This window comes from Streptomyces sp. NPDC023573 (assembly GCF_055559735.1).
Genome location: NZ_JBVHKB010000004.1, coordinates 236,892 through 260,322 on the forward strand (window position 1 = coordinate 236,892; position 23,431 = coordinate 260,322).

At 71.8% G+C, this 23,431-nt stretch carries 20 protein-coding genes; 9 read left to right on the forward strand and 11 right to left on the reverse strand.

What is annotated here, in order from left to right:
- Positions 1-67: 67 nt before the first annotated feature.
- A complete protein-coding gene (gene paaN / locus ACZ32T_RS15025) occupies positions 68-1,768 on the reverse strand; it encodes a phenylacetic acid degradation protein PaaN (RefSeq protein ID WP_467367181.1) in 1,701 nt (566 codons plus the stop codon).
- A gap of 123 nt (positions 1,769-1,891) precedes the next feature.
- On the opposite strand from paaN, the gene ACZ32T_RS15030 reads away from it, so the two are divergent.
- A complete protein-coding gene (locus tag ACZ32T_RS15030) occupies positions 1,892-2,482 on the forward strand; it encodes a TetR/AcrR family transcriptional regulator (protein ID WP_467266367.1) in 591 nt (196 codons plus the stop codon).
- A gap of 12 nt (positions 2,483-2,494) precedes the next feature.
- Here the strand turns inward: ACZ32T_RS15030 and ACZ32T_RS15035 are convergent, their stop codons facing one another.
- Positions 2,495-3,016, reverse strand: coding sequence for an Lrp/AsnC family transcriptional regulator (locus tag ACZ32T_RS15035; RefSeq protein ID WP_467266370.1), 522 nt, complete (start codon positions 3,014-3,016; stop codon positions 2,495-2,497).
- 209 nt (positions 3,017-3,225) lie between these two features.
- Here ACZ32T_RS15035 and pdhA point away from each other — a divergent pair, with 209 nt between their 5' ends.
- The 7 genes from pdhA to ACZ32T_RS15070 all read left to right on the forward strand — a co-directional run bounded on the left by pdhA (position 3,226) and on the right by ACZ32T_RS15070 (position 11,548).
- Positions 3,226-4,389, forward strand: a complete 1,164-nt coding sequence (gene pdhA, locus ACZ32T_RS15040) for a pyruvate dehydrogenase (acetyl-transferring) E1 component subunit alpha (protein WP_467367183.1) — start codon at positions 3,226-3,228, stop codon at positions 4,387-4,389.
- Positions 4,386-5,417: an alpha-ketoacid dehydrogenase subunit beta gene (locus ACZ32T_RS15045; protein WP_467266374.1), complete on the forward strand. Its 1,032-nt coding sequence runs from the start codon at positions 4,386-4,388 to the stop codon at positions 5,415-5,417. Before pdhA ends, ACZ32T_RS15045 begins: the two co-directional genes overlap by 4 nt.
- Positions 5,417-6,823 (forward strand): dihydrolipoamide acetyltransferase family protein, encoded by a 1,407-nt coding sequence (locus tag ACZ32T_RS15050; RefSeq protein WP_467367185.1) that lies wholly within the window; start codon positions 5,417-5,419, stop codon positions 6,821-6,823. The genes ACZ32T_RS15045 and ACZ32T_RS15050 overlap by 1 nt, the downstream gene beginning before the upstream one ends.
- A gap of 90 nt (positions 6,824-6,913) precedes the next feature.
- Complete coding sequence (locus tag ACZ32T_RS15055) at positions 6,914-7,789, forward strand: NTP transferase domain-containing protein (RefSeq protein ID WP_467367187.1); 876 nt, start codon at positions 6,914-6,916, stop codon at positions 7,787-7,789.
- Positions 7,786-9,390, forward strand: a complete 1,605-nt coding sequence (locus tag ACZ32T_RS15060; RefSeq protein WP_467367190.1) for a molybdopterin molybdotransferase MoeA — start codon at positions 7,786-7,788, stop codon at positions 9,388-9,390. The genes ACZ32T_RS15055 and ACZ32T_RS15060 overlap by 4 nt, the downstream gene beginning before the upstream one ends.
- The gene (locus ACZ32T_RS15065; RefSeq protein WP_467266383.1) at positions 9,348-10,490 is read left to right on the forward strand and encodes a potassium channel family protein; all 1,143 of its coding nucleotides are present in this window, start codon (positions 9,348-9,350) and stop codon (positions 10,488-10,490) included. The genes ACZ32T_RS15060 and ACZ32T_RS15065 overlap by 43 nt, the downstream gene beginning before the upstream one ends.
- A 71-nt stretch (positions 10,491-10,561) precedes the next feature.
- Positions 10,562-11,548 (forward strand): NAD(P)H-quinone oxidoreductase, encoded by a 987-nt coding sequence (locus ACZ32T_RS15070; protein ID WP_467266385.1) that lies wholly within the window; start codon positions 10,562-10,564, stop codon positions 11,546-11,548.
- 123 nt (positions 11,549-11,671) lie between these two features.
- Here the strand turns inward: ACZ32T_RS15070 and ACZ32T_RS15075 are convergent, their stop codons facing one another.
- From ACZ32T_RS15075 to ACZ32T_RS15100, 6 genes are all read right to left on the reverse strand, one after another.
- Positions 11,672-12,220, reverse strand: coding sequence for a bacterial proteasome activator family protein (locus tag ACZ32T_RS15075; protein ID WP_104787326.1), 549 nt, complete (start codon positions 12,218-12,220; stop codon positions 11,672-11,674).
- A 106-nt stretch (positions 12,221-12,326) separates the two neighbouring features.
- Positions 12,327-15,191, reverse strand: coding sequence for an FtsX-like permease family protein (locus ACZ32T_RS15080; protein WP_467367192.1), 2,865 nt, complete (start codon positions 15,189-15,191; stop codon positions 12,327-12,329).
- Positions 15,188-15,952 (reverse strand): ABC transporter ATP-binding protein, encoded by a 765-nt coding sequence (locus ACZ32T_RS15085; RefSeq protein WP_467266390.1) that lies wholly within the window; start codon positions 15,950-15,952, stop codon positions 15,188-15,190. The genes ACZ32T_RS15080 and ACZ32T_RS15085 overlap by 4 nt, the downstream gene beginning before the upstream one ends.
- An 86-nt stretch (positions 15,953-16,038) precedes the next feature.
- Positions 16,039-16,650: a PadR family transcriptional regulator gene (locus tag ACZ32T_RS15090; protein ID WP_467266392.1), complete on the reverse strand. Its 612-nt coding sequence runs from the start codon at positions 16,648-16,650 to the stop codon at positions 16,039-16,041.
- Positions 16,651-16,721: 71 nt separating this feature from the next.
- Complete coding sequence (locus ACZ32T_RS15095; RefSeq protein WP_467266394.1) at positions 16,722-16,928, reverse strand: hypothetical protein; 207 nt, start codon at positions 16,926-16,928, stop codon at positions 16,722-16,724.
- A gap of 468 nt (positions 16,929-17,396) precedes the next feature.
- On the reverse strand, positions 17,397-19,028 hold the full coding sequence (locus ACZ32T_RS15100; protein WP_467266396.1) for a protein kinase domain-containing protein: 1,632 nt from the start codon (positions 19,026-19,028) through the stop codon (positions 17,397-17,399).
- Positions 19,029-19,323: 295 nt separating this feature from the next.
- Between ACZ32T_RS15100 and ACZ32T_RS15105 the strand changes: the two genes are divergently transcribed.
- Positions 19,324-20,940, forward strand: a complete 1,617-nt coding sequence (locus tag ACZ32T_RS15105; RefSeq protein ID WP_467266398.1) for a protein kinase domain-containing protein — start codon at positions 19,324-19,326, stop codon at positions 20,938-20,940.
- A 25-nt stretch (positions 20,941-20,965) separates the two neighbouring features.
- On the opposite strand, the gene ACZ32T_RS15110 is transcribed toward ACZ32T_RS15105, so the two are convergent.
- The 3 genes from ACZ32T_RS15110 to ACZ32T_RS15120 all read right to left on the reverse strand — a co-directional run bounded on the left by ACZ32T_RS15110 (position 20,966) and on the right by ACZ32T_RS15120 (position 23,337).
- Entirely contained in the window at positions 20,966-22,024 is a 1,059-nt protein-coding gene (locus ACZ32T_RS15110) for a phosphotransferase (protein ID WP_365930930.1), read from the reverse strand.
- Between the two features lie 25 nt (positions 22,025-22,049).
- On the reverse strand, positions 22,050-22,565 hold the full coding sequence (locus tag ACZ32T_RS15115) for a pyridoxamine 5'-phosphate oxidase family protein (RefSeq protein ID WP_467367194.1): 516 nt from the start codon (positions 22,563-22,565) through the stop codon (positions 22,050-22,052).
- Positions 22,566-22,677: 112 nt separating this feature from the next.
- The gene (locus ACZ32T_RS15120) at positions 22,678-23,337 is read right to left on the reverse strand and encodes a response regulator (protein ID WP_467266402.1); all 660 of its coding nucleotides are present in this window, start codon (positions 23,335-23,337) and stop codon (positions 22,678-22,680) included.
- Between the last annotated feature and the right edge of the window lie 94 nt (positions 23,338-23,431).

Here is a 23,431-nt window from a genome sequence, read left to right on the forward strand (position 1 = left end):
GGAGCGGTGAAGTGCGGATCCCCGCGCGGGTCCACACTCCACCGGATACCGTCGGCCGGATCCGCCCTCAGGCCTGGCGGCGGACCTCCACCACCCGGAAGCGGTTGGAGACGAACGCGCCGTCGCACAGAGCCGCGTTGGCAGCCGGGTTGCCGCCCGAACCGTGGAAGTCGGAGAAGGCCGCCGTCTGGTTGACGTACACGCCGCCGGTGAGGTTCAGCGAGAGCTGAGCCGATTCGTCGAAGCAGACTTCCTCCACCGCGCGTTCCACCTCGGGGGACGTGGTGTACGCGCCGACGGTCATCGCGCCCTTCTCCCGGATCGTGCGGCGCAGCAGGTCCAGCGCGTCACCGGTCGAGTCGACGGCCACCGCGAAGGAGACCGGGCCGAAGCACTCCGAGAGGTAGGGCGCCCCGTCGTCGGGCTTCGTGCCGTCGAGTTTCACGAGGGCGGGTGTGCGGACCACGGCGTCGGGGAAGTCGGGGTTGGCCACCGGGCGCGAGGCCAGTGCGACGTCGCCCAGGGTCGCGGCCCCCTCCAGCCGGGCCTTCACGTCCGGGTTCACCAGGGCGCCGAGCAGCCCGTTGGCCCGGGCGTCGTCACCGAGCAGCCCGCTCACCGCGTCGGCGAGGTCCGCCACCACGTCCTCGTAGGACTTGGCGCCCGCGTCGGTCGTGATCCCGTCGCGCGGGATGAGCAGATTCTGCGGGGTGGTGCACATCTGGCCGCTGTAGAGCGAGAGGGAGAAGGCCAGGTTGGAAAGCATGCCCCGGTAGTCGGCGGTGGAGTCGAGGACGATCGTGTTGACGCCCGCCTTCTCCGTGTAGACCTGGGCCTGCCGGGCGTTGGCCTCCAGCCAGTCCCCGAAGGCGGTGGAACCCGTGTAGTCGATGATCTTGATCTCGGGGCGCACCGCCAGGCTCTTGGCGATGCCCTCGCCGGGCCGCTCGGTCGCCAGGGCGACGAGATTCGGGTCGAAACCCGCCTCGGTCAGCACCTCGCGCGCCAACTGGACCGTGAGCGCGAGCGGCAGCACCGCCCGCGGGTGCGGCTTGACCAGCACGGGATTGCCGGTCGCCAGCGAGGCGAAGAGGCCCGGATAGCCGTTCCACGTCGGGAAGGTGTTGCAGCCGATCAGCAGGGAGATACCGCGCCCCACCGCTGTGTACGTCTTGTTCAGCCGCAGCGGGTCGCGCTTCCCCTGGGGCTTCGACCAGTCGGCGCTGCGCGGCGTCCGCGTCTGTTCCTCGTACGCGTACGCCACGGCCTCCAGGCCGCGGTCCTGGGCGTGCGGGCCGCCCGCCTGGAAGGCCATCACGAACGCCTGCCCGCTGGTGTGCATCACGGCGTGGGCCAGCTCGTGCGTACGCGCGCTGATCCGGGCCAGGATCTCCACGCAGACCAGGGCCCGCGTCTCGGGGCCCGCCGCACGCCAGGAGCCCGTCGCGGCGCTCATGGCGGGGAGCAGGACGTCCGGGTCGGCGTGCGGATACTCGACGCCGAGCTCCGGGCCGTACGGCGAGACCTCCGCGCCGGTCCAGCCGTCGGTTCCGGGCTGGCCGAGGTCCAGCCGGGTGTTGAGCACGGCGTCGAACGCGGCCTTTCCCTCGGCCGCGCCGAGGCTGCCGGGAAGGCCTCCCTCGCCGTAGGCCTTGGGGTGCTCGGGGTGCGGGGACCAGTAGGCGCGTGTGCGGATCGCTTCGAGGGCCTGGTCGAGCGTCGGGCGGTGGATCTCGGACAGCTTCTCGGGGGAAAGCTCGGCGGCCATGACGGACCAACTCCTCGTCGAGCCGGGCAGGGACATGCTGACGGAGTTAGAGTAACCGAACGATCGGTCGGGACAAGGGGCCCCAAGGAACCTGTGGACAACTCATGGGGGAGGATCGCGGTCATGACCACGGCCAAGCGGGACACGTACACCCCGGAGACGCTCCTGACCGTTGCCGTCCGCGTCTTCAACGAGCGCGGCTACGACGGCACGTCCATGGAGCACCTCTCCAAGGCGGCGGGCATCTCCAAGTCGTCCATCTACCACCACGTGGCGGGAAAGGAAGAGCTTCTGAGGCGTGCGGTGAGCCGGGCGCTCGACGGGCTCTTCGGGATTCTCGACGAGGCGGGGGCCACCCGGGGGCGGGCGATCGCCCGGGTCGAGTACGTCACGCGCCGGACGGTCGAGGTGCTCATGGCGGAGCTGCCGTACGTCACGCTGCTGCTGCGCGTACGGGGCAACACGAAGACGGAGCGCTGGGCCCTGGAGCGCCGGCGTGAGTTCGACCAGCGGGTCTCCGAACTGCTGAAGGCCGCGGTGGCGGACGGCGACCTGCGTGCGGACGTGGACATACGCCTGGCGACCCGGCTCCTCTTCGGCATGGTGAACTCGCTGGTCGAGTGGTACCGCCCGCAGCCCGGCGGATCTCAGGAGGCGGAGCAGCTCGCGGACACCGTCGTCCAGCTCGCCTTCGAGGGGATGCGGGCCGGCTGACCGGGAAAGCCCTCAGCTGATCTCGGCCGTGCGGTCCGGGCGTGGGCCCAGGTCGGTCTCCTCGAACACCAGCAGGGTGCGGGTGGACAGCACCTCGGGTATGGCCTGGATCCTGGTCAGCACCAGCTCGCGCAGGGCCTGGTTGTCCGGGGTGTGGACCAGGAGCAGGACGTCGAAGTCGCCGCTCACCAGCGCGATGTGCGTCGCACCCGGCAGCGCCTGGAGCTGTTCGCGCACGGTACGCCAGGAGTTCTGGACGATCTTGAGCGTGATGTAGGCGGAGGCGGCCTGACCGGCCCGCTCGTGATTCACCCGTGCGCTGAATCCCCGGATCACGCCGTCCTCGACGAGCCTGTTGATCCGGGCGTACGCATTGGCCCGGGAGACGTGGACGCGCTCCGCGACGGCCCGTATCGAGGCGCGGCCGTCCGTCTGGAGGATGCGCAGGATGGCACGGTCGATGGAGTCCAGCGGCCGGGCGGGGGGAGTGCGGTCCTGGACGCCGCCCCCGTCGGCCATTTGTTCAGCTGCCATCTGCCCGCGCCTCCCTGTTGTGGACGACCTGCCTCTATCCCAGGCTGTGGAGAACCGTTTGTCCACAGGCTGAAGGCGCCTGTAGCCAAATTGCCCTCGCGACCGAACAATCGGTAGGTGAGGCACGCCACATCCGCGCCTTGCCCACGCCCGACATTCTGCAAATTTCGACACCCCTCGATATATCTCGATGCCAGGAGGTGCTTGTCATGACGGTCCAGGAGCTGCCCGGCGCAGCCGCCTACCGGCCCACGCCGCCCCCGGCCTGGAAGCCGCTCACCGATCCCGCGCCGCTGCTCCCGGACCCCGAGCCCCATTGCGTGCTCGGCACGGAGGCGGCGGCCGGGGCCGACCCCGAGCTGCTGCTGAGGCTCTACGCCGAGCTGGTGCGTGGCCGCCGGTACAACGCGCAGGCCACCGCGCTGACCAAGCAGGGCAGGCTCGCGGTGTATCCCTCGAGCACCGGCCAGGAGGCGTCCGAGATCGCAGCGGCCCTCGTGCTGGAGGACCGGGACTGGCTCTTCCCCAGCTATCGCGACACGCTCGCCGCGGTCGCGCGTGGTCTGGACCCGGTCGAGGCACTGACACTGCTGCGGGGGGACCGGCACACCGGCTACGACCCGCGGGAGCACCGCATCGCCCCGCTCTGCACCCCGCTGGCCACCCAGTTGCCGCACGCCGTGGGCCTTGCGCACGCGGCGCGCCTCAAGGGCGACGACGTGGTGGCCCTCGCGATGGTCGGCGACGGCGGGACGAGTGAGGGCGACTTCCACGAGGCGCTCAATTTCGCCGCTGTCTGGCGGGCCCCGGTGGTCTTCCTCGTACAGAACAACGGCTTCGCGATCTCCGTGCCGCTGGCCAAGCAGACCGCGGCGCCGTCCCTGGCGCACAAGGCCGTGGGCTACGGGATGCCGGGGCGCCTGGTCGACGGTAACGACGCGGTCGCGATGCACCAGGTGCTCAGCGAGGCGGTGGCCCGTGCCCGGCGGGGTGAGGGGCCGACGCTGATCGAGGCGGTCACGTATCGCATGGACGCCCATACGAACGCCGACGACGCCACCCGCTACCGCGGCGACAGCGAGGTGGAGGCATGGCGCGCGCACGACCCGATCAGGCTTCTGGAGCGGGAGCTGACCGGGCGGGGGCTGCTGGACGAGGACGGCATCGCGGCGGTGCATGAGGCGGCGGAGCGGATGGCGGAGGGGCTGCGGGAGCAGATGAACGCCGACCCGCCGCTCGACCCGATGGATCTGTTCGCCCATGTCTACGAGGAGCAGACCGGCCAGCTGCGGGAGCAGGCGGCGCGACTGCGGGCCGAGCTGGACGCGGGGAACGGTGCTCACGACGAGAGCGGCGCGGAGGAGGGGCGATGAGCACCGCTGCCGTGACGGCCGGTGAACGGACGGCGAGGGCCAAGCCGGCCACGATGGCGCAGGCCCTCGGACGGGCGCTGCGGGACGCGATGGCGGAGGATCCCACCGTGCACGTCCTCGGGGAGGACGTGGGCACGCTCGGTGGCGTCTTCCGCGTGACCGACGGCCTGGCGAAGGAGTTCGGCGACGACCGCTGTACGGACACGCCGCTGGCCGAGGCGGGCATTCTCGGCGCGGCCGTGGGCATGGCGATGTACGGGCTCCGGCCCGTGGTGGAGATGCAGTTCGACGCCTTCGCGTATCCGGCGTTCGAGCAGTTGGTCAGCCATGTCGCGAAGATGCGGAACAGGACCGGGGGTGCGATGCCTCTGCCGATCACGGTGCGTGTGCCGTACGGGGGCGGGATCGGCGGGGTCGAGCACCACAGCGACTCCTCCGAGGCGTACTACATGGCGACACCCGGGCTGCACGTCGTCGTGCCGGCCACGGTCGACGACGCCTACGGGCTGCTGAGGGAGTCGATCGCCTCCGACGACCCGGTGGTCTTCCTCGAGCCGAAGAGGCTCTACTGGTCCAAGGCCGACTGGTCGCCGGACGCGCCGTCCCGGGTCGAGCCGATCGGGCGGGCCGTGGTCCGGCGCCCAGGTCGCAGCGCGACCCTGATCACCTACGGCCCGTCCCTCCCGGTGTGCCTGGAGGCCGCCGAGGCGGCCACGGCCGAGGGGTGGGACCTCGAAGTGGTGGACCTGCGCTCGCTGGTGCCCTTCGACGACGGAACCGTCGCCGCGTCGGTGCGCCGCACGGGGCGTGCGGTGGTCGTCCACGAGTCGTCCGGGTTCGGCGGGCCGGGCGGTGAGATCGCGGCGCGGGTCACCGAGCAGTGCTTCCACCATCTGGAGGCGCCTGTCCTCCGCGTCGCCGGGTTCGACATTCCCTATCCGCCCCCGATGCAGGAGCGGCACCATCTGCCGGGCGTGGACCGGGTCCTCGACGCGGTCGCCCGCCTTCAGTGGGAGGCCGAGAGCTGATGGCGCAGGTGCTCGAATTCAAGCTGCCTGACCTGGGCGAGGGTCTGACCGAGGCCGAGATCGTGCGCTGGCTGGTGGAGGTCGGCGATGTCGTCGCCGTCGACCAGCCGGTCGTCGAGGTCGAGACGGCCAAGGCCATGGTGGAGGTGCCGTGTCCCTACGGGGGCGTGGTGACGGCGCGGTTCGGCGAGGAAGGTGCGGAGCTCCCGGTCGGCGCACCACTGCTGACGGTGGCAGTCGGCTCGATGGAGTCGGTGGACGGGCACGAGGTCCCCGCCGGTCCCTCCGGCGACGGTCCCGGAGGTGACGCGTCCGGCAATGTGCTGGTCGGTTACGGCACAGCCGCGCCGGCGGCGCGGAGACGCCGGGTCCGGCCCGCTCCGGTCTCGGCGCAGGCCCCTGCGGCGTCCGAGGAGGGGACAGCCTCGGGCCGGGCCCCGGCCCCGCAGCCGGCCCTTGCCGCAGCGGGGCAGCCGGCGCCTCCGACGGTGGCGCCTCCGGCGGGGCATGCTCAAGGGCCCGTCGCCGTCATCTCCCCGCTGGTCCGGAAACTGGCGCGACAGCACGGTCTCGACCTCCGGCAGGTCGTCGGTACGGGGCGGGACGGTCTGATTCTCCGTACCGACGTGGAGTGCGCGATCAGAGCCGCGGACGAGGAACGCGCCGCCGGCGCGTCCCCGTCCGTCCGTCCGGAGCCGGACCCATCGGCCGAGCGGATCGCGCTGCGCGGGGTCCGGGGAGCGGTGGCCGAGAAACTGTCCCGCAGCCGGCGTGAGATTCCCGATGCCACCTGCTGGGTCGATGCCGACGCCACCGAGCTGATGGCGGCGCGGGCCGCGATGAACGCCGCCGCGGGGCCCTCCGCAGGACCGAAGGTGTCGGTGCTCGCGCTGCTGGCCCGCATCTGCACGGCAGCCCTGGCGAGGTTCCCCGACCTCAACTCCACGGTGGATGCCGAAGCCCGGGAGATCGTGCGGCTGTCCGGGATCCATCTGGGGTTCGCCGCCCAGACGGAGCGGGGCCTGGTCGTTCCGGTGGTCCGGGACGCGCACACCCGTAACGCGGAGTCGATCGGGGCGGAGATCGCCCGGCTGACCGAGGCCGCCCGGGACGGGAAGCTGACCCCCGCGCAGCTCACCGGGGGGACGTTCACGCTGAACAACTACGGGGTGTTCGGCGTCGACGGTTCGACGCCGATCATCAACCACCCCGAGGCGGCCATGCTCGGCGTCGGCCGGATCGTGCCCAAACCCTGGGTGCACGAAGGGGAACTGGCGGTCCGACAGGTCGTCCAGCTCTCGCTCACCTTCGATCACCGGGTCTGCGACGGTGGCACGGCAGGCGGCTTCCTGCGCTACGTCGCCGACTGTGTGGAACAGCCGGCGGTGCTGCTCCGCACGTTGTAGCGAGCCGGCCGGTGCTGGGCCAGGGCCGGCATCGTGTGAGTTCGGTCCCCGGGGGCCCGTCATCGGCGGGCGGCCCTCATACTCAGGGGCATGACCACGTATGACGCCGTCGTGCTTGCCGGAGGGGCTGCGAAACGCCTCGGGGGGGCCGACAAGCCAGGGCTCCGCGTGGGCGGCCGCGCGCTGCTCGACCGGGTGCTCGCCGCATGTGCCGACGCCGGGTCGACCGTGGTGGTCGGCGGGCGCAGGCCCACCGTGCGTCCGGTCACCTGGACACGTGAAGTACCCGAGGGCGGCGGCCCCTTGGCGGCCCTCGGCGCCGGGGTCCGGCACACGGCCGCGGAGAGCGTGCTGGTGCTCTCCGCGGATCTGCCGTTCCTCGGGAAGCCGACGGTCCGCTCGTTGCTGACCGCGGCGGAGCAGGGAGACCGCGAAGGCGCCTTGTGCACCGACCAGGACGGCCGGGACCAGCCGTTGGTCGCGGTCTACCGGGCCGAGCCGCTCCGCCGGGAACTCGCCCTTCTCGCCACCGAACACGGCAGCCTGGCCGGTCTCCCCCTCCGGTTGCTGACCGCCGAACTGGATCTGGGCCGGGTCCAGGCAGGCCCGCTGGCCGCGTTCGACTGCGACACCTGGGAAGACATTGCCGCCGCCAGGGCCCGGATCAGGGAGCATGGGATCGTGCTGGACGAATGGATCACCGCAGTCAAGAACGAACTGGGCATCGAGCTCGACGTCGACACCGGCGTCCTGCTGGACCTCGCCCGAGATGCCGCGCACGGCGTGGCCCGGCCCGCCGCACCGCTGACCACCTTCCTGGTGGGGTACGCGGCGGCCATGGCGAGCAGCGGTAAGAGCCCGGAGGCCGCGGCTGGAGCCGTGGCTGAAGCCTCCCGCAAGGCCACCGCCCTCGCACTCCGGTGGGAGGAGGAAACGGCCGCGGGAAGCGGACCCGGCACGCCATGACCCCGCACGGACGCGACGCGCGCGCGGCCGAGGAGGAGCGTGCGGCCGAGGAGGAGCGGACGGCCGAGAGGAAGCGGGCGGCGGCCGAGGAGGAGCGGGCGGTCGAGCAGGCACTGGCCCTCGTGGGGCGGCAGCCGGGCACGCCGCATCGCGCACCGGACCGGCCCGGCGCGGGGGAGCCGCCCTCCAGGCCGGCACCGGCAGCGCCGGGCGTGCGCACCGGCCCGACTCCGGACGCCCCTGTGCCAGGAGGAGCGGAGCCGGGGGTCCCCGCCCCGGCCCCGAACCCGTCCAGTCACCGTGGACCGGCGCCGGCCCACGGTTCTCCCTCTCACGCCCACGGTTCTCCCCCTCACGCCCCCGGCTCCTCCTCCCGCGCCCACCGGGACGGTGCCACCACCTGGACCGCGGCGCGTGCCCTGGCCGACCGCCTCGGCCGGGCCACCCTCCCGGCCGCCCACCGGCTCCCTCTGGACCGGGCTCTCGGGCACGTCCTCGCCGAGGCCGTCGTCGCGCTCACCGACCTGCCGTCGTTCGACACCTCGGCCATGGACGGCTGGGTCGTCGCGGGGCCGGGGCCCTGGACCGTACGGGAAGGGGAAGGGCTGCTCGCCGGACGAGGCTCCGTGGAGCCGCTCCCCGACGGGCACGCCCTGCGGATCGCCACGGGCGCTCGCCTCCCGGCGGACGCCACCGCCGTGATCCGCAGCGAACACGCGCACTGTGACGAGGCCAAGGGGCTGCTGCACGCCACCCGCGAAGTGGTGCAGGGCCAGGACATCCGGCCCCGGGGCCAGGAGTGCCGGTCCGGCGACGAGCTACTGCCCGTGGGGACCGTGGTGACCCCACCCGTTCTCGGGCTGGCGGCTGCCGCCGGGTACGACGCCCTCGTCGCCGCGCCCCGGCCCCGGGTGGACGTCTTCGTCCTCGGTGACGAGCTCCTCACGGCGGGGCTCCCGCGGGAAGGCCTGATCCGCGACGCCCTCGGCCCCATGCTCGCCCCCTGGCTCCGTGCCCTGGGGGCGGAGGTCGCCGAGCCCAGGCGGCTCGGTGATGACGCCGACGCCCTCCGCCGGGCCCTCGTCTCCTCCGACGCCGACCTGATCCTCACCACGGGTGGCACAGCCGCCGGCCCGGTGGACCATGTCCACCCGGTCCTGGCCGAGATCGGGGCCGAGCTGCTGGTCGACGGGGTGGCCGTACGTCCAGGACACCCGATGCTCCTGGCGCGGCTCGCCGAGGGCGGCCCCTGCCTGGTCGGCCTGCCCGGCAACCCACTCGCCGCGGTGTCCGGACTGCTGACGCTGGCCGAGCCCTTGCTCCGAGGGCTCGCCGGCCGGCCCGCCCAGGACCTCTACCGCGCGCCCGTCCGCGAAGAGGTGCACGGACACCCACATGACACCCGGTTGATTCCCGTGGTCCATCGCGACGACAGCGTCGTGCCCCTGCACTACAACGGTCCCGCCATGCTGCGTGGGATCGCGGCAGCGGACGGGCTGGCCGTTGTGGGGCCCGGCGGGGTACGGTCCGGCACCGAGGTGGAGATCCTCGATCTACCGTGGGCCTCGGCATCGCCGTGGACGGAAGGGTGTTTCACGTGAAACTTCCCGGCCAGGACGCGATGGCCAGGCGGGCGGACGAACATGTCGTCCCGACCCGGGTGCTCCTGCCCCGGCGCGTCGTCGACAGGCCGCTGCGACAGGTGGCCAAGCGGCTGGCGATGGCTCTCACGGTGCTGGCCATCACGGTCTTCATCGTCTGGGCCGACCGGGACGGTTACCACGACAACGCCGACGAGAAGGTCGACTTCCTCGACGCCGTCTACTACGCGACGGTGACGCTGTCGACGACCGGCTACGGCGACATCGTTCCGTACAGCGACCCGGCCCGGCTCGTCAACGTGGTTCTGGTGACGCCGTTGCGGGTGCTCTTCCTCATCATCCTGGTCGGCACCACCCTCGAGGTCCTGACGGAACGGACCCGGGAGGACTTCCGGCTGAATCGTTGGAGAAGCAACTTGCGTGAACACACCGTGGTCGTCGGCTTCGGTACGAAGGGCCGCTCAGCCATCCAGACGCTCTGCGCCACCGGTCTGAGAAAAGACCAGATCGTCATCGTCGACCCGGCCGGCAAGGTGATCGAGGCGGCCAACGCTGAGGGCTTCGTGGGCGTCCTGGGTGATGCGACGCGCAGTGACGTGCTCTTGCGGGCCGAGCTCCAGAAGGCCCGCCAGATCATCATCGCCACCCAGCGCGACGACACCGCCGTACTGGTCGCCCTGACCGCGCGTCAGCTCAACCGGGGTGCGAAGATCGTGGCCGCGGTCCGCGAGGAGGAGAACGCGCCGCTGCTGCGGCAGTCGGGCGCCGACGCCGTGATCACCAGCGCGAGCGCGGCCGGACGGCTGCTCGGCCTGTCGGTCCTCAGCCCGAGCGCGGGCACGGTGATGGAGGACCTCATCCAGCAGGGCAGCGGGCTCGATCTCGTCGAACGGCCGGTGATAAAGGCCGAGGTGGGCAAGAGCGTCCGTGAGACCGATGACCTCGTGGTCAGCGTCCTGCGCGGCCACCGGCTGCTCGGTTACGACGATCCGGCGGCCAGCCCCCTGCAGCTGACGGACCGGGTGATCACCATCGTGCGCGCCTCACCGATCCACACGGCGCCGACGGGCTATCCGCAGCAGCCCAATCAGCGGCCGTAGGAGCGGGTCCCGGACACGACGCAGGCGGTTCCGCCTCCGTCCGGGACTCCGCACGGAGTAGCCTCGCGGCCATGTATGCGATCACGATCCCCGAACCCGGTGGCCCCGAAGCGCTCGTATGGGCCGAGGTCCCCGACCCCGTACCAGGCGAGGGCGAAGTTCTCGTCGAGGTCGTGTCCAGCGCGGTGAACCGGGCCGATGTCCTGCAGCGGCAGGGCTTCTACAACCCCCCGCCCGGCGCCTCCCCTTACCCCGGCCTGGAGTGTGCGGGCCGTGTCGCGGCGCTCGGCCCCGGGGTGACCGGTTGGTCCGTGGGCGACGAGGTGTGCGCGCTGCTCGCGGGCGGCGGATACGCGGAGAAGGTCGCTGTGCCGACCGGTCAGCTGCTGCCCGTGCCCGCCGGCGTGGACCTGGTCGATGCGGCGGCGCTGCCCGAGGTCGCGGCGACGGTCTGGTCCAACGTCTTCATGGTGGCCCACCTGCGCCCCGCCGAGACCCTGCTCGTCCACGGTGGTTCCAGCGGCATCGGCACGATGGCGATCCAGCTCGCCAAGGCCGTCGGCGCGCGCGTCGCGGTGACGGCGGGAGGCCCCGAGAAGCTGGCGCGCTGTCAGGAGCTGGGCGCCGACATCCTCATCGACTACCGCGAGCAGGATTTCGTGGAGGAGCTGCGGCAGGCGACGGACGGCGCCGGAGCGGACGTCATCCTCGACATCGTCGGAGCGAAGTATCTGGACCGGAACGTGCGTGCTCTCGCCGTGAACGGCCGTCTCGCCATCATCGGTCTCCAGGGCGGTGCCAAGGGTGAGCTGAACCTGAGCGCCCTGCTGAGCAAGCGGGCGGCTGTCACGGCCACCTCGCTCCGCGCACGACCGCTCGCGGAGAAGGCCGCGATCATCGCGGCGGTACGCGAGCACGTGTGGCCGCTGCTCGCGGACGGCGTCGTCCGGCCGATCGTGGACCGCACGGTGCCGATGGCGGACGCTGCGGAAGCACACCGGCTGATGGAGTCCAGCAGCCATATCGGCAAGATCCTCCTGGCCGCGCCGAAGGCCTGACGCGAGCGCCCAGGACCGAACAGCACGGACGCGGGGCCCGGCACACGGTGTGTGCCGGGCCCCGGTGCGTACCGCGGTCGGTGTGGGCTCAGGCCCCCAGAACCTTTCGTCCGGACGAGAGGCCTAGAGGTACGGGCCGGAGCGCGCCGGTCCGTGCGGGTCGACGCCGCCTTCCTCGTCCTCATGACCGACACCCGGAGGGAGGGCGCGGCGCATCTGCTCCAGCTGCGCACGGGCCGCCATCTGCTGGGCGAACAGCGCCGTCTGAATGCCGTGGAAGAGACCCTCCAGCCAGCCGACCAGCTGGGCCTGCGCGATCCGCAGCTCGGCCTCCGAGGGGACGGACTCCTCGGTGAACGGCAGCGAGAGCCGTTCCAGCTCCTCCACGAGCTCCGGCGCCAGGCCGTCCTCGAGTTCCTTCACCGAGCTCGCGTGGATCTCCTTGAGCCTGACACGGCTCGCCTCGTCGAGAGGAGCCGCCCTGACCTCCTCCAGAAGCTGCTTGATCATGCTGCCGATCCGCATGACCTTCGCGGGCTGCTCGACCATTTCCGTCACCGGCACCTCGCGCGACTCGTCGTCACCCCCACCGCCGCCGATGGCCATTCCGTCCTGCCCCACCACGAGGACTTGGGGGTGCTCCTGTGACCGTTCATTCCTCGGCATTTCCATGCCGACATTGTCTCCCACACCGGCTGTACAACACGGTGGTGCCCCCGGAAAGGCAAGATCCAACCTTTCCGGGGGCACAGGAGCAGCCGCTCATCTCACAAGGGGCTCACCCTGCGCGCCGCGCCAGGGCCAGCCGTGAGCCGGCGAAGGCGGCCGCCAGCAGCCCGGCCAGCACCGGTACGACCAGGGCCAGCAGCCCGATGGTCTCCCACGGCATCACGATGGGTGTGTACGCGGAGTCCATGGGCTCGGCACGCATCGCGTCCATCGCCGCCCGCAGGTCGACCAGACGCAGGGCCACCGCGGGAACGACTCCCGCGGCCGTGCCCAGCAGCACACCCGTGAGCGCGACGACCACGCACTGGAATCCGGAGAGTGAGCGCCGCACCCCGGGGGGTGCCCCCACCGCGCTGAGCGTGGTGAGGTCGGCCTCCGCGTCGGCCTTGGCGAGACCGGTGGTGATGGCGGCCGCGCCCAGGGTGACGACGCCCGCGAACAGCGCGAGGATCAGCAGGACCACATCCTCGTCGCGCGTCTCCTGCGGGTTCTCCGCCTGGAGGTAGACCCCGTTGCCGGCCTGGGTGAAAGCGGCCGCCACGGCCTGGCTCTCCGCGTCCGTCGGCGGATGCGTGACGGTGTAGACGCTTCCGTAGGCCGCGGTGTGCAGTCCGAGCCGGTCCGCGGTCTGCTGCGGCAGGATCATCCGGACCCCGGGGGTGGCGGCGAACTTCGCGGGAGCGACGTACACCTTCAGCCGGTCCGTGGTGGTCCTGGCCTTCCCCGGATGGAGCTTGCGGTTCTCCTTGTCGCGCTCGTTGTAGGTGTGTACCGCCTTGAGCGTGACCTGGCCTTCCTGCGCGTAGGCCGGGTTGAGCAGCACGGGAGTGCCGGCCGCGAGGGCTTCGGCCGCCGCCGGGTCGTCGAGTTTCACGTACGACCTGAGCAGTGCGGCGTCCCCTACGGCGATGTTGCTGTCACCCGTGGAGATCGCCTGCGCGCTGATGTACTCGTCGACGCAGGCGGGGGAACCCATCAGCTTCTTGTGCTCGTCGGCGGAGAGACTCTCGGCGAGCTTCTTGGCACCCGCCCCCTGGAGCGGGCAGCTGTGGCCCTTGCCGGTGGGCTTGACCAGTTCGAGCGTCCCGCAGCTGTTCTCCTCCTCGTAGTAGACCGTGCAGTCGGATCCGGCCCAGACCCGCCCTATGTCGGCGCGGCCGCCGCTGACCGCAAGATTCTGTTCCGCGGCGGTCCTGGCGAGGGGAAGCTGGTCCACGGCGTTCGGTTCGGAGGCCATGAGCGCGACCGTGCCCGGGGTGAGGGTGCGCACGTGGTCGTAGTCGTGTTCCGCCATGACGCTGGTGGTGTACGTGGCGATGGCGACGGTGCCCGCCACGGCCGCCATGACGGCGGCGACCGCCGGCGCCGTACGCCCTCGGTTACGCGCCGCGTCGCGCAGTGCCATGCGCGGGGAGAGGGGAAGGCGGGTGCCGAGCCGTCCGAGGAAGCCGACGATCACGGGAATGCAGGCGAGCACCCCGAGCTCGGCGACCACGGAGCCGCCGGCGACGAACCGGGTGTCGCCGGTCGTGCCGCCGAACACGGCGATCGCCACGCCGCCCGCCAGCGCCACGCAGCCCACGACGGGGAGGACGCGTGAGCTCCGGCGTGTTCCGCGACGCCCGGTGAGCGATTCGAGCACCGACTGCCGGCCGGCGACGATCGCCGGCGCCAGGGCCGCCAGGACTCCGGTGACGAGGCCGATGGCGGCGATGCCCAGCAGTTCCCAGGGGCGGATGTCGAACTCGCCGAAGCGGCTTCCCATCCAGCCCTCGATCATCGGGCGGAACAGGACGGTGAGGGCGAGCCCGGCGGCGACACCGGTCATGGCTCCCACCGCGCCGAGGACCAGGCCCCCCGACAGTACGACGGCCCGCACCTGGCCCCGGTCGCCGCCACAGGTGCCGACGAGGCCGAGCTGCCTGCGCGAGCGCCTGGCCCCCACGGCGAACGCGGGGCCCGCCAGCAGGACGATCTCCAGGACCGCCATGGCGACGACGGTGACGACCGCCGCGCTCAGCTCCGTGGAGCTCTCACCGTAGGAAGAGATGTCCTGGTGCGCGAGCAGCGGGACCTCGGAGTCCGGGGGCGGATCGAGAGCGACCTGGCGGGACAGCACCACGACACCCTTCTCGTTGGCCTCGAGCACATCCGGCCAGGAGATGCCGGCACCGGCGGGGCCGCGGACGAGCCAGGTCATGTCGCCCGGGTAGGGAGGGACGACCTTCTCGTCTCGCTCGGCCGCCGCCTTCCACGGGGCGAGCACCGCCCCCGGGTCGGCGTACAGGGCGCTCCTGTCGAGCTCCCCGGGCAGCTCGACGCTGCCGGTGATCGTGTACGTCTGCTCGGGTCCGCGCAGTGTCGTGCGGGAGCCGACACCGAGCCCGGCGGATTCCAGGAAGTGCTCGGTCGCGACGACCTCCCCCTCGCCGTCCGGGAACGCGCCGTCGACCAGGTCGAGCCTGCCCCGGACCGCCGGATCGGAGGTACGCAGCTCCACCATCTCGGTGTTGGCGACCCCGTGCCGCGTGGTGACCACGGCGGGTACGGACTGCTCGGTGAGATAGCGCGAACCCTTCGGGAACGTGGCTCGCACGTCGACGGGGTCGCGCTCGTCCTCGGCCGGGATCTCGGGACCGTCCTCGGGAGTGCCCCATGTACTGGCGTCCGGCATCTGTTCCAGCGGGACGGGTCCGATGCCGGGCGAACTGAACACGGCGTCCGCCGACCCCAGCTTGGCCGTCAGGTTCTCGGCGACGGTGGGCGCGGAACTGCGGTACGTCACGTCGGCGGCCGTCACACCGAGGACCGGCAGAGCGATCATCGCGACGACGAGAGCGCTGCGGCCCCTGGACCGCAGGGCATCACGCCGGGCGATCCTGAGGGCGGCGCGCCACCCGGTGAGGACGCTCACTCGGCACCTTCAGCGGCGAGCAGGGATTCGGCGGCGGTGGCCACCGTCTGGTCCACGATCGACCCGTCCCGGAGGAAGACCACCCGGTCCGCCCAGGCCGCGTACCGGGGCTCGTGCGTCACCATCACCCCGGCAGCGCCCTGGTCGCAGCGGTTACGGAGCAGGGCGAGCACCGCCTCACCGGTCTCGGAGTCGAGCGCTCCGGTCGGTTCGTCGGCGAGCACGAGGCGGCGGTCACCCACGAGGGCGCGGGCGATGGCGACGCGCTGCTGCTGGCCGCCGGACATCTCGTCAGGGAAGCGGTCGGCGACCTCCGTGAGGTGCATCTCCTCCAGCGAGGCCATGGCCTCCTTGCGCGCCTTGCGTACGGAGACGCCGTCGAGTTCGCGCGGCAGGGCGATGTTCTCCGCGGCGGTGAGGGCGGGGATCAGGTTGTAGTCCTGGAAGACGTAACCGACGCTGCGCCTGCGCAGCCGTGCGATGCCCTTGCGGCCGAGCGCGGAGATGTCCTGGCCCTCGATGACGACCTGGCCGCTGGTCGCGGTGTCCAGGCCGCCCGCCAGGGTCAGGAGCGTGGATTTGCCTGAACCGGAGGGTCCCATCACGGCGACGAGCTCGCCGGTGTGGACGGACAGGTTGATGCCGCGCAGTGCGTGGACCTCGGCGATGCCGGAGCCGTGGGTGCGGGTCAGGGCCCTCAGCTCGAGGACGGGAGCGTCCACGGAGAGACCGGTGGACGGTGTGGGGACGGACGAGGACATGGTGGGCTGTTCCCCCTGAGAACGATGTACGGAAAGGGGCCGCGGGCCGGAGTGGCGCGGGCCGGAGCGGCTGCCGTCGCCGGTGGTCAGCGGCGGGCGGACGGGCGCGCAGCGGTGGAGCGCGTGCTCCTGCGGCTCGTGGGCGCGGCGGGCTCGGTCGCGGCGGCCGCGGCGAGGCGCACGAGACGGGACTCGCAGTGGTCGAGCCAGCGCGCCTCCGCCTCGGCCTGGAAGATCAGCTGCTCCACCACGAGCAGCCAGGCGACCTCGTCACGGTCGGCGGGTACGTCGGCGAGGGCCTGGGCCTTCAGCCGGGTGTAGTCCTGCATCGCCTTCAGCGTGTGGCTCCGCTGGGACTGGATGACGGCGCGGATGTCGACGCCGGGCGCCCCGACCGCCATCGCGAGCTTGATCGCCAGCTCGTCGCGGGGCGGACTGCTGCGGTCGACGGGGGTCGCGAACCAGTTCCTCAGCTCGGTCCGCCCGTCGTCGGTGATCGAGTGGAGCGCGTGGCCCGCGTCGTCCTCACCGTCCTGGGTGACCATGCCGTCGCGCTCCAGACGGCTGAGTGTCGTGTAGACCTGCCCGACGTTCAGCGGCCAGGTGGAACCGGTGCGGGACTCGAATTCGGTGCGGAGCTGGGAGCCGTACCGAGGTCCCCGCTCAAGGAGGGCCAGCAGCCCGTGACGGATCGACATACTGAGTATGTATACCCAGTATGCTGCTCGGCGCAAGCGCCCCTCGGCCAAGGCGCCGACGGTCGGACGGGTCAGTTCGAGCGGCGCATGCGGAGGGCCAGGAATGCCAGTCCCAGCCCGACCAGGGCGATGCCGCTGCCCAGCGACACGTCCCGCACCTGCTCCAGCGCGGGCTCGTCAAGCGCCTGCCGCTGCCGCGCTGTCCCACCGGGCTCCGGGAACGCCTCGGGCGGTGGGGTGAAGGCAGGCACCTTCGCGGGATCCGGTTCCGGCGGCATCTCGTCCGCCGCGGCCTCGGACTCCGCGGCCTCCAGGGGGGAGAGGGACCTCCCCGGCCGCGCCCGCCCCTCCCCGGCCTGCCGCCCGGCCAGAGGCGATTCCCCGGCGGAGGCGGAGGGACTCGCGCTGGGCGAAGAGGGGCCCGAGGGCCTCACCGGAAGCGGAGCGGGAGCGAGAAGCGCAGCCGGAGCCCGATGCCCCGGGTGTGCCGACTGAGCCGGGTGTACGGACGCGACGCTCCCGTCTTCCGCGTAGGCCAGGGCGGGGAGCCCGAGGGCCACCCCGACCGCCGTCACCACACAGGCGACGCACCGTGACGACCGTGGAACCGGGAGTCCTGGAGGCATGGGATCAGCGTCACACGCACCGATATGTCCGGCATCCCGAGTGCGTCCGGACGCCGCACCTCACCCACCCCGGTCAGTGCGGGAGGACCAGGCAGCGGACGGAGGGGGGCGGGCGCCCGGTCAGGCCGGGTCGCCCGTCGCGATGCGCAGCTCGAAGTGGGCGCCCCGCTCGGCCACGGCCGCACCCGCGCTCGGGAACTGGTCGATGACCTGGTCCTCGGCGTAGGTGTTGCCCTCCACCTTGATCTCCTTGACCGTCCAGCCCGCGGCCATGGCGCACGCCTTCGCGGAGAGGATGTCCTTGTAGACGAAGTTCGGGGCCTGGACCTTCGCCGGGTCGTCCGAGTCCTCCGTGGCGTCGGTGCAGTCCTCCTCGTCCATCGTCCGGTTCCGCTCCGGCGGCTTGTGCTCGCCGGCCACGCTTGACTCGCTGGAAGTCGGGTCGCCGCCCTTGCCGTTCTCCGAGTCGCCACCCATGTTGAGGAAGGCGATCAGGCCGCCGATGGCGACCAGGGCGACCACGATCGAACCCACGACGACCGGCATGTTGCGCCTGGACCCGCCGCTGCCGCCCGCGCCCGTCGCGGTCTGCGGGGCCATCGTGTACGGCGGCGGGGTCTGGTGACCCAGCGGTGCCGGGGCGCCGTAGGGCTGGGCCGCCTGCGGGTAGCCGTAGCCCGGTGTGGGGGCGGGGGTCGGTACGCCGTAGGGGCCCGGCTGCTGGGGGTGCGGCTGGTACGGCGTCTGCACGCTGTGCGGCGCCGGGGTGGCCTGGTCGACGGGCGGGAAGACCGCCGATCCGACGCCCGAGCCGCTGTTCGCCGGGGCGCCGCCGCCGATGATCACCGGGGCGCCCGCGGGACCGCTCGCGTTCAGGACGCGGGTGATCTCGTCCTGCATCGCCGCGGCGCTCGGGAAGCGCTCGTTCGGGTTCTTTTTCAGCGCACGGGCGACGAGGGCGTCCATCGCGGGCGTGACCGACCGGTTGATGCCCGACGGGGCGCCCGGCTCCTCCTGCACATGCGCGTACGCGATGGCGAGTGCGGAGTCCGCGTCGAACGGGATGCGTCCCGTGAGCAGCTGGAAGAGCATGATGCCGACCGAATACAGGTCGGAGCGCGCGTCGACGCCGCGGCCGAGCGCCTGCTCGGGGGAGAGGTACTGCGGGGTACCGACGACCATGCCGGTCTGCGTCATCGAGGTGACGCCCGACTGCATGGCACGGGCGATACCGAAGTCCATGACCTTGACGACGCCGCGCTTGGTGATCATCACGTTGCCGGGCTTGATGTCGCGGTGGACCAGACCCATCTCGTGGCTGGTCTCCAGAGCGGCGAGCACGTCGGCCGTCACCTTGAGCGCCTTGTCGGCCGGCATCGCGCCGTACTGCTGGATGTCCGACTGGAGCACGGAGCCGAGCGGCTGCCCCTCGACGTACTCCATGACGATGTACGGCATCAGCGCGCCGCCGAGCTCGTCCTCGCCCGTGTCGAACACCGAGACGATGTTGGTGTGCTGCAGCTTCGCGACGGCCTGCGCCTCGCGCCGGAAACGCTCGCGGAAGGACTGCTCGCGTCCCAGCTCCGTGTGCAGCGTCTTGATGGCGACCTGGCGGTCGAGGGCCGAGTCGTACGCGAGATAGACGGACGCCATGCCGCCCTCGCCGAGCAGGTCGCGCAGCTGGTAGCGGCCGCCGGCCACGGAACCGCCCGCGTAGCGCCCCTGTGCGCCGTGTGCCCCGTCGTGGCTCATGACTTGCATCCCCCTCGGCGCCCGACGGACGCGATCATCCCTATTACGGGCCAAGTCTGCCCGAGGGGTACGACACGTCAAGCCGGGTGCCCGTTCCGTGACCCTACGCACAAGAAGCGTCTCGGAAGCGTTACAGGAAGCGCATGGAATTTGCGCGTACGGCACGCGAGCCGATTGGATGACCGGTCACTCTGGAAAACCGGTGTGCCGGACAGAGGCTGTAGCGTGACCTGGCAATGCAGCAAGGCACCGTGAGAACCCGCGGACGCGCGGACAGATACGACGGCGAGGACTGATGGCACCCGGATCCGAAGCAAACGGCGGCGGAGTTTCGGATGGCACCGACTCCTGGGGTGTCGGCGGTGTGGTCGGGGACGGCCGTTACCGCATGACCCACCGGCTCGGCCGCGGCGGCATGGCCGAGGTCTACGCCGCGGAGGACGTCCGTCTGGGCCGCACGGTGGCGGTGAAGCTGCTCCGTTCCGACCTTGCCGAGGACCCGGTCTCCAAGGCCCGCTTCACGCGTGAGGCGCAGTCGGTCGCGGGACTCAACCACCACGCGATCGTCGCCGTGTACGACTCCGGTGAAGACGTCGTGGGCGGTTCGACCGTGCCGTACATCGTGATGGAGCTCGTCGAGGGCAACACCATCCGCGATCTGCTGCTGGAGGCCGAGGCTCCGCCGCCCGAGCAGGCGCTGATCATCGTCTCGGGGGTCCTGGAGGCGCTGGCCTACTCCCACCAGCACGGCATCGTGCACCGTGACATCAAGCCGGCGAACGTGATCATCACGCACTCCGGCGCGGTCAAGGTGATGGACTTCGGCATCGCCCGTGCGCTCCACGGCGCACAGTCGACGATGACCCAGACCGGCATGGTCATGGGCACGCCCCAGTACCTCTCCCCCGAGCAGGCGCTCGGCAAGGCCGTCGACCACCGTTCCGACCTGTACGCCACCGGCTGCCTGCTCTACGAACTGCTCGCCCTGCGGCCCCCGTTCACGGGCGAGACCCCGCTCTCCGTCGTCTACCAGCACGTCCAGGACACCCCGGTGCCGCCCTCCCAGGCCGCCGGAGCCGTCCCGCCGGAGCTGGACGGGCTCGTCATGCGCTCCCTCGCGAAGGACCCGGACGACCGGTTCCAGAGCGCCGAGGAGATGCGCGGCCTCGTCCAGTACAGCCTGCAGATGCTGCAGGTCCAGGGTGGGCACACGGGCACGTGGAACACCGGCCCGGTCAACGTGCAGGACACCGGCCACACGGCGGCGATGAACGTCGCCGGCAGCACGGCGGCCATGAGCCACCCCATGCACGGGGACACCTCGCAGGGCCCGATCCTGCCGCCCATGAACCCCGACGACGGGGCGTACGCGGGTGGCAGTCATCGCGAAGGCGGCGGTCGCGGCAAGATGTGGCTGTTCGTCGTGCTGGCGCTGATCGCGATCGGCGCGGGCGTCGCCTTCGCCCTCCAGGCGGCCGACGACGACGGCGGCGAGAAGAAGGCTCCGGTCGCGCCCACCACGTCCTCCAGCCCGTCGCCGACCCCGTCATCGGCGGAGCCGACGGACGAGGAGACGGAGGAGACCGAGGAGCCGTCCGGCTCCACGGGCGGTCAGACGTGGCCCACCGAAGACCCGACGTGGACCCAGACGAACGAACCGACCGAGCCGACGCAGGAGCCGACGGTCACACCCACGACGCCGGCCCCGGGCACGGGCGGAACGACGGACGGCGGCACGACGACGGACGGCGGCACGACGACGGACGGCGGCACCGGCGACGACGGTGGCACCGGTGACGACGGTGGCACCGGCGATGACGGGGGAACGACCACGGAGGGAAGCACCACCGGCACCTCGGCCGGCGCCGCGGAGGGCGCCGCCGCAGGAGCTGCGGGCGCCACCACCGGCTGACCGAGGGCCTGGAGGCCGAGGGCCCTCACCCCGTGAAGGCCTCGCCGACCGCCTCGTACTCACGCGTCCACCACACCGCCAGGGCCGACACCGCAGGGAACTGCGGGTCGGCCCTGCGGTCGTGGAGGCGGTAGCGCCAGCGCAGTATCCAGAAGTCGTTGAGGCGCTCCCACCACACCCGGTGCACCGCGGCCGCCAGCTCGGCCGCCCCGGCGCCCGCCGACCGCCGGTAGGCGCGGGCGTACGCCCGGACCTTCTCCAGCGCCAGCTCGCCGTCCGGCCGGACGAAGAAGATCGCGGCCGCCCGTACGGCCTCCTCGGCGCGCGGCTGCACACCGAGCCTGTCCCAGTCCACGATGGCGACGGGATCGGCGCCCCGGTAGAGGAGGTTCAACGGGTGGAAGTCGCCGTGCACCCACCCCCTGGCAGAGCCCTCGGGCATGGGCGGGCGGCGGTGCGCGTGCTGCTCCAGCAAGGCGCGGCGCTCGACGAGACGGTGCACGGCGAGCTCGTCGAAGGCGTCCCGGGGGCCCATGTGCCGCGCGGCCGTCAGGAGCTCGTCGATCAGCGTGAACGTGTCGGCGGGATCAGGGCTCTGGCCGCGGACCGGTGGCGGTGGCGGGTCCGCCTCCATGACCTGCTCCAGGCCCGTGTGTACGGCGCCGAGGAGCGCCCCGAGCCGGCGCGACTGGGCGGTCGTCAGCTGGGCGCCGTCCCGGTGGAGGCCGTCCACCCACCGGTGCAGGGCATAGCGCTCCCCGTCGATCACCGTGACCGTGTCACCCTCCGTGTCCGAGAGCGGCGGGGCCACCGGTACACCTAGGGAGTGCAGCTGCTGGGTCGCCCGGTGCTGCCGGACGATCGTGGCGTGATCGCCGCTGGCGTCGTCGAGGTGGTGCTTGTCGAGGTGGTGCTTGAGGAAGTACGAGCCGCGGGTGGTGGACACGCGGTAACCGTGGTTGAGCAGGCCCTTGCCGATCGGTTCGCACGCGAGGGGCTCACCGGCGTCCGGGTAGCGGCGCAGGACCTCGACGACCGGAGGGACAGGCGGAAGGGTCACAGATGAGCGCAGCACTCGCCACATGTTAGGTGACGCTGAGTGGCCGGTTTTACGGACTTGCGTCGAAGGTCAGAGTGTGCATGTGGGAGAGGTGCGGATCGATCCTCAGATACACCGGATCGAAGTGCTCGCCGTTCACCTCGGCCGGGCCGTCCCCGAAGCGTTCGCACTGGTCGGAGGCGGGTTCCACGATCTCGGCGGGGCCTGTGAACTGCACCGACCAGAGGTCCTCCACGCCGCCCTGCGCGGGGGAGTCGAAGTTGTCCGCCCCGTAGGCGATGACGCTTCCGTCGCAGGACTCGTGGAAGCCGAGTCCCCTGTGCATCCGGAGGAGGACACCGCCCTCGATCACCAGGTGCCGGGCCACGGCCAGGAAGGGCAGGGCCCGCATGCTCATGGCCAGCCGGCCGTACCGGACACTGCCGAGCAGCTCGATGGCCCGGCGCTTGTCCGCCACGGAGGAGACGGAGGAGGCCGACGGACCGGAGGGGCCGAGGGCGCCGGAACCGGCCGCGGTACCGGAACCAGGCACGGTTCCGGTGTCGGAGGGGCGGGAAGAAAGCATGCCCCCCACTCTCCGCCACGGGTAGGAGCCGTGTAAGGGTCCGCCGCCCCCGGCGGCCAGGGACCAAAGTCCCCCCGCGGGCCAGGGGACCGACGACCCTGCCGGTGCCCCGTCAGCGCTTCTCGGCCTGGAGCCTCGCCACGTACGCCGCAGCCTGCGAACGCCGCTCCATGCCCAGCTTGGACAGCAGGCTGGAGACGTAGTTCTTGATGGTCTTCTCGGCGAGGTGCAGCCGCTCGCCGATGACCCGGTTCGTCAGCCCCTCGCCGATCAGGTCGAGGATCTTGCGCTCCTGCTCGGTCAGCCCGGCGAGCCGGTCGTCGCCCTTGCCGTCCTTGCCCTCCCGCAGCCGCTCCAGCACGCGGGCGGTGGCCGCAGGGTCCAGCAGGGACTTGCCGGCCGCCACGTCGCGCACGGCGCCGAGCAGTTCGTTGCCGCGGATGGCCTTCAGGACGTACCCCGAGGCGCCCGCCATGATCGCGTCGAAGAGTGCCTCGTCATCGGCGTACGAGGTGAGCATGAGGCACCTGATGCTCTCGTCCCGCGAGCGGACCTCGCGGCAGACCTCCACCCCGCTGCCGTCCGGAAGCCGGACGTCCAGGACGGCGACGTCGGGGCGGGTCGCCGGGATCCGTGCGAGCGCGTCCGCGGCCGTGCCCGCCTCGCCGACGACCTCGATGTCCTCCTCGGAGGACAGCAGCTCGTGGACTCCGCGCCGGACGACTTCGTGATCATCGAGCAGGAATACCGTGATTTTTCCTTCTTCGCGCACATTCGCAGTCTCACATACTCCTTGGTCGCCCGCCCTTCCCTGGGACTGCCGGCCGGGATAACGTGCCGTTGTTCCGGCCGCCTGCAAGGCTGTT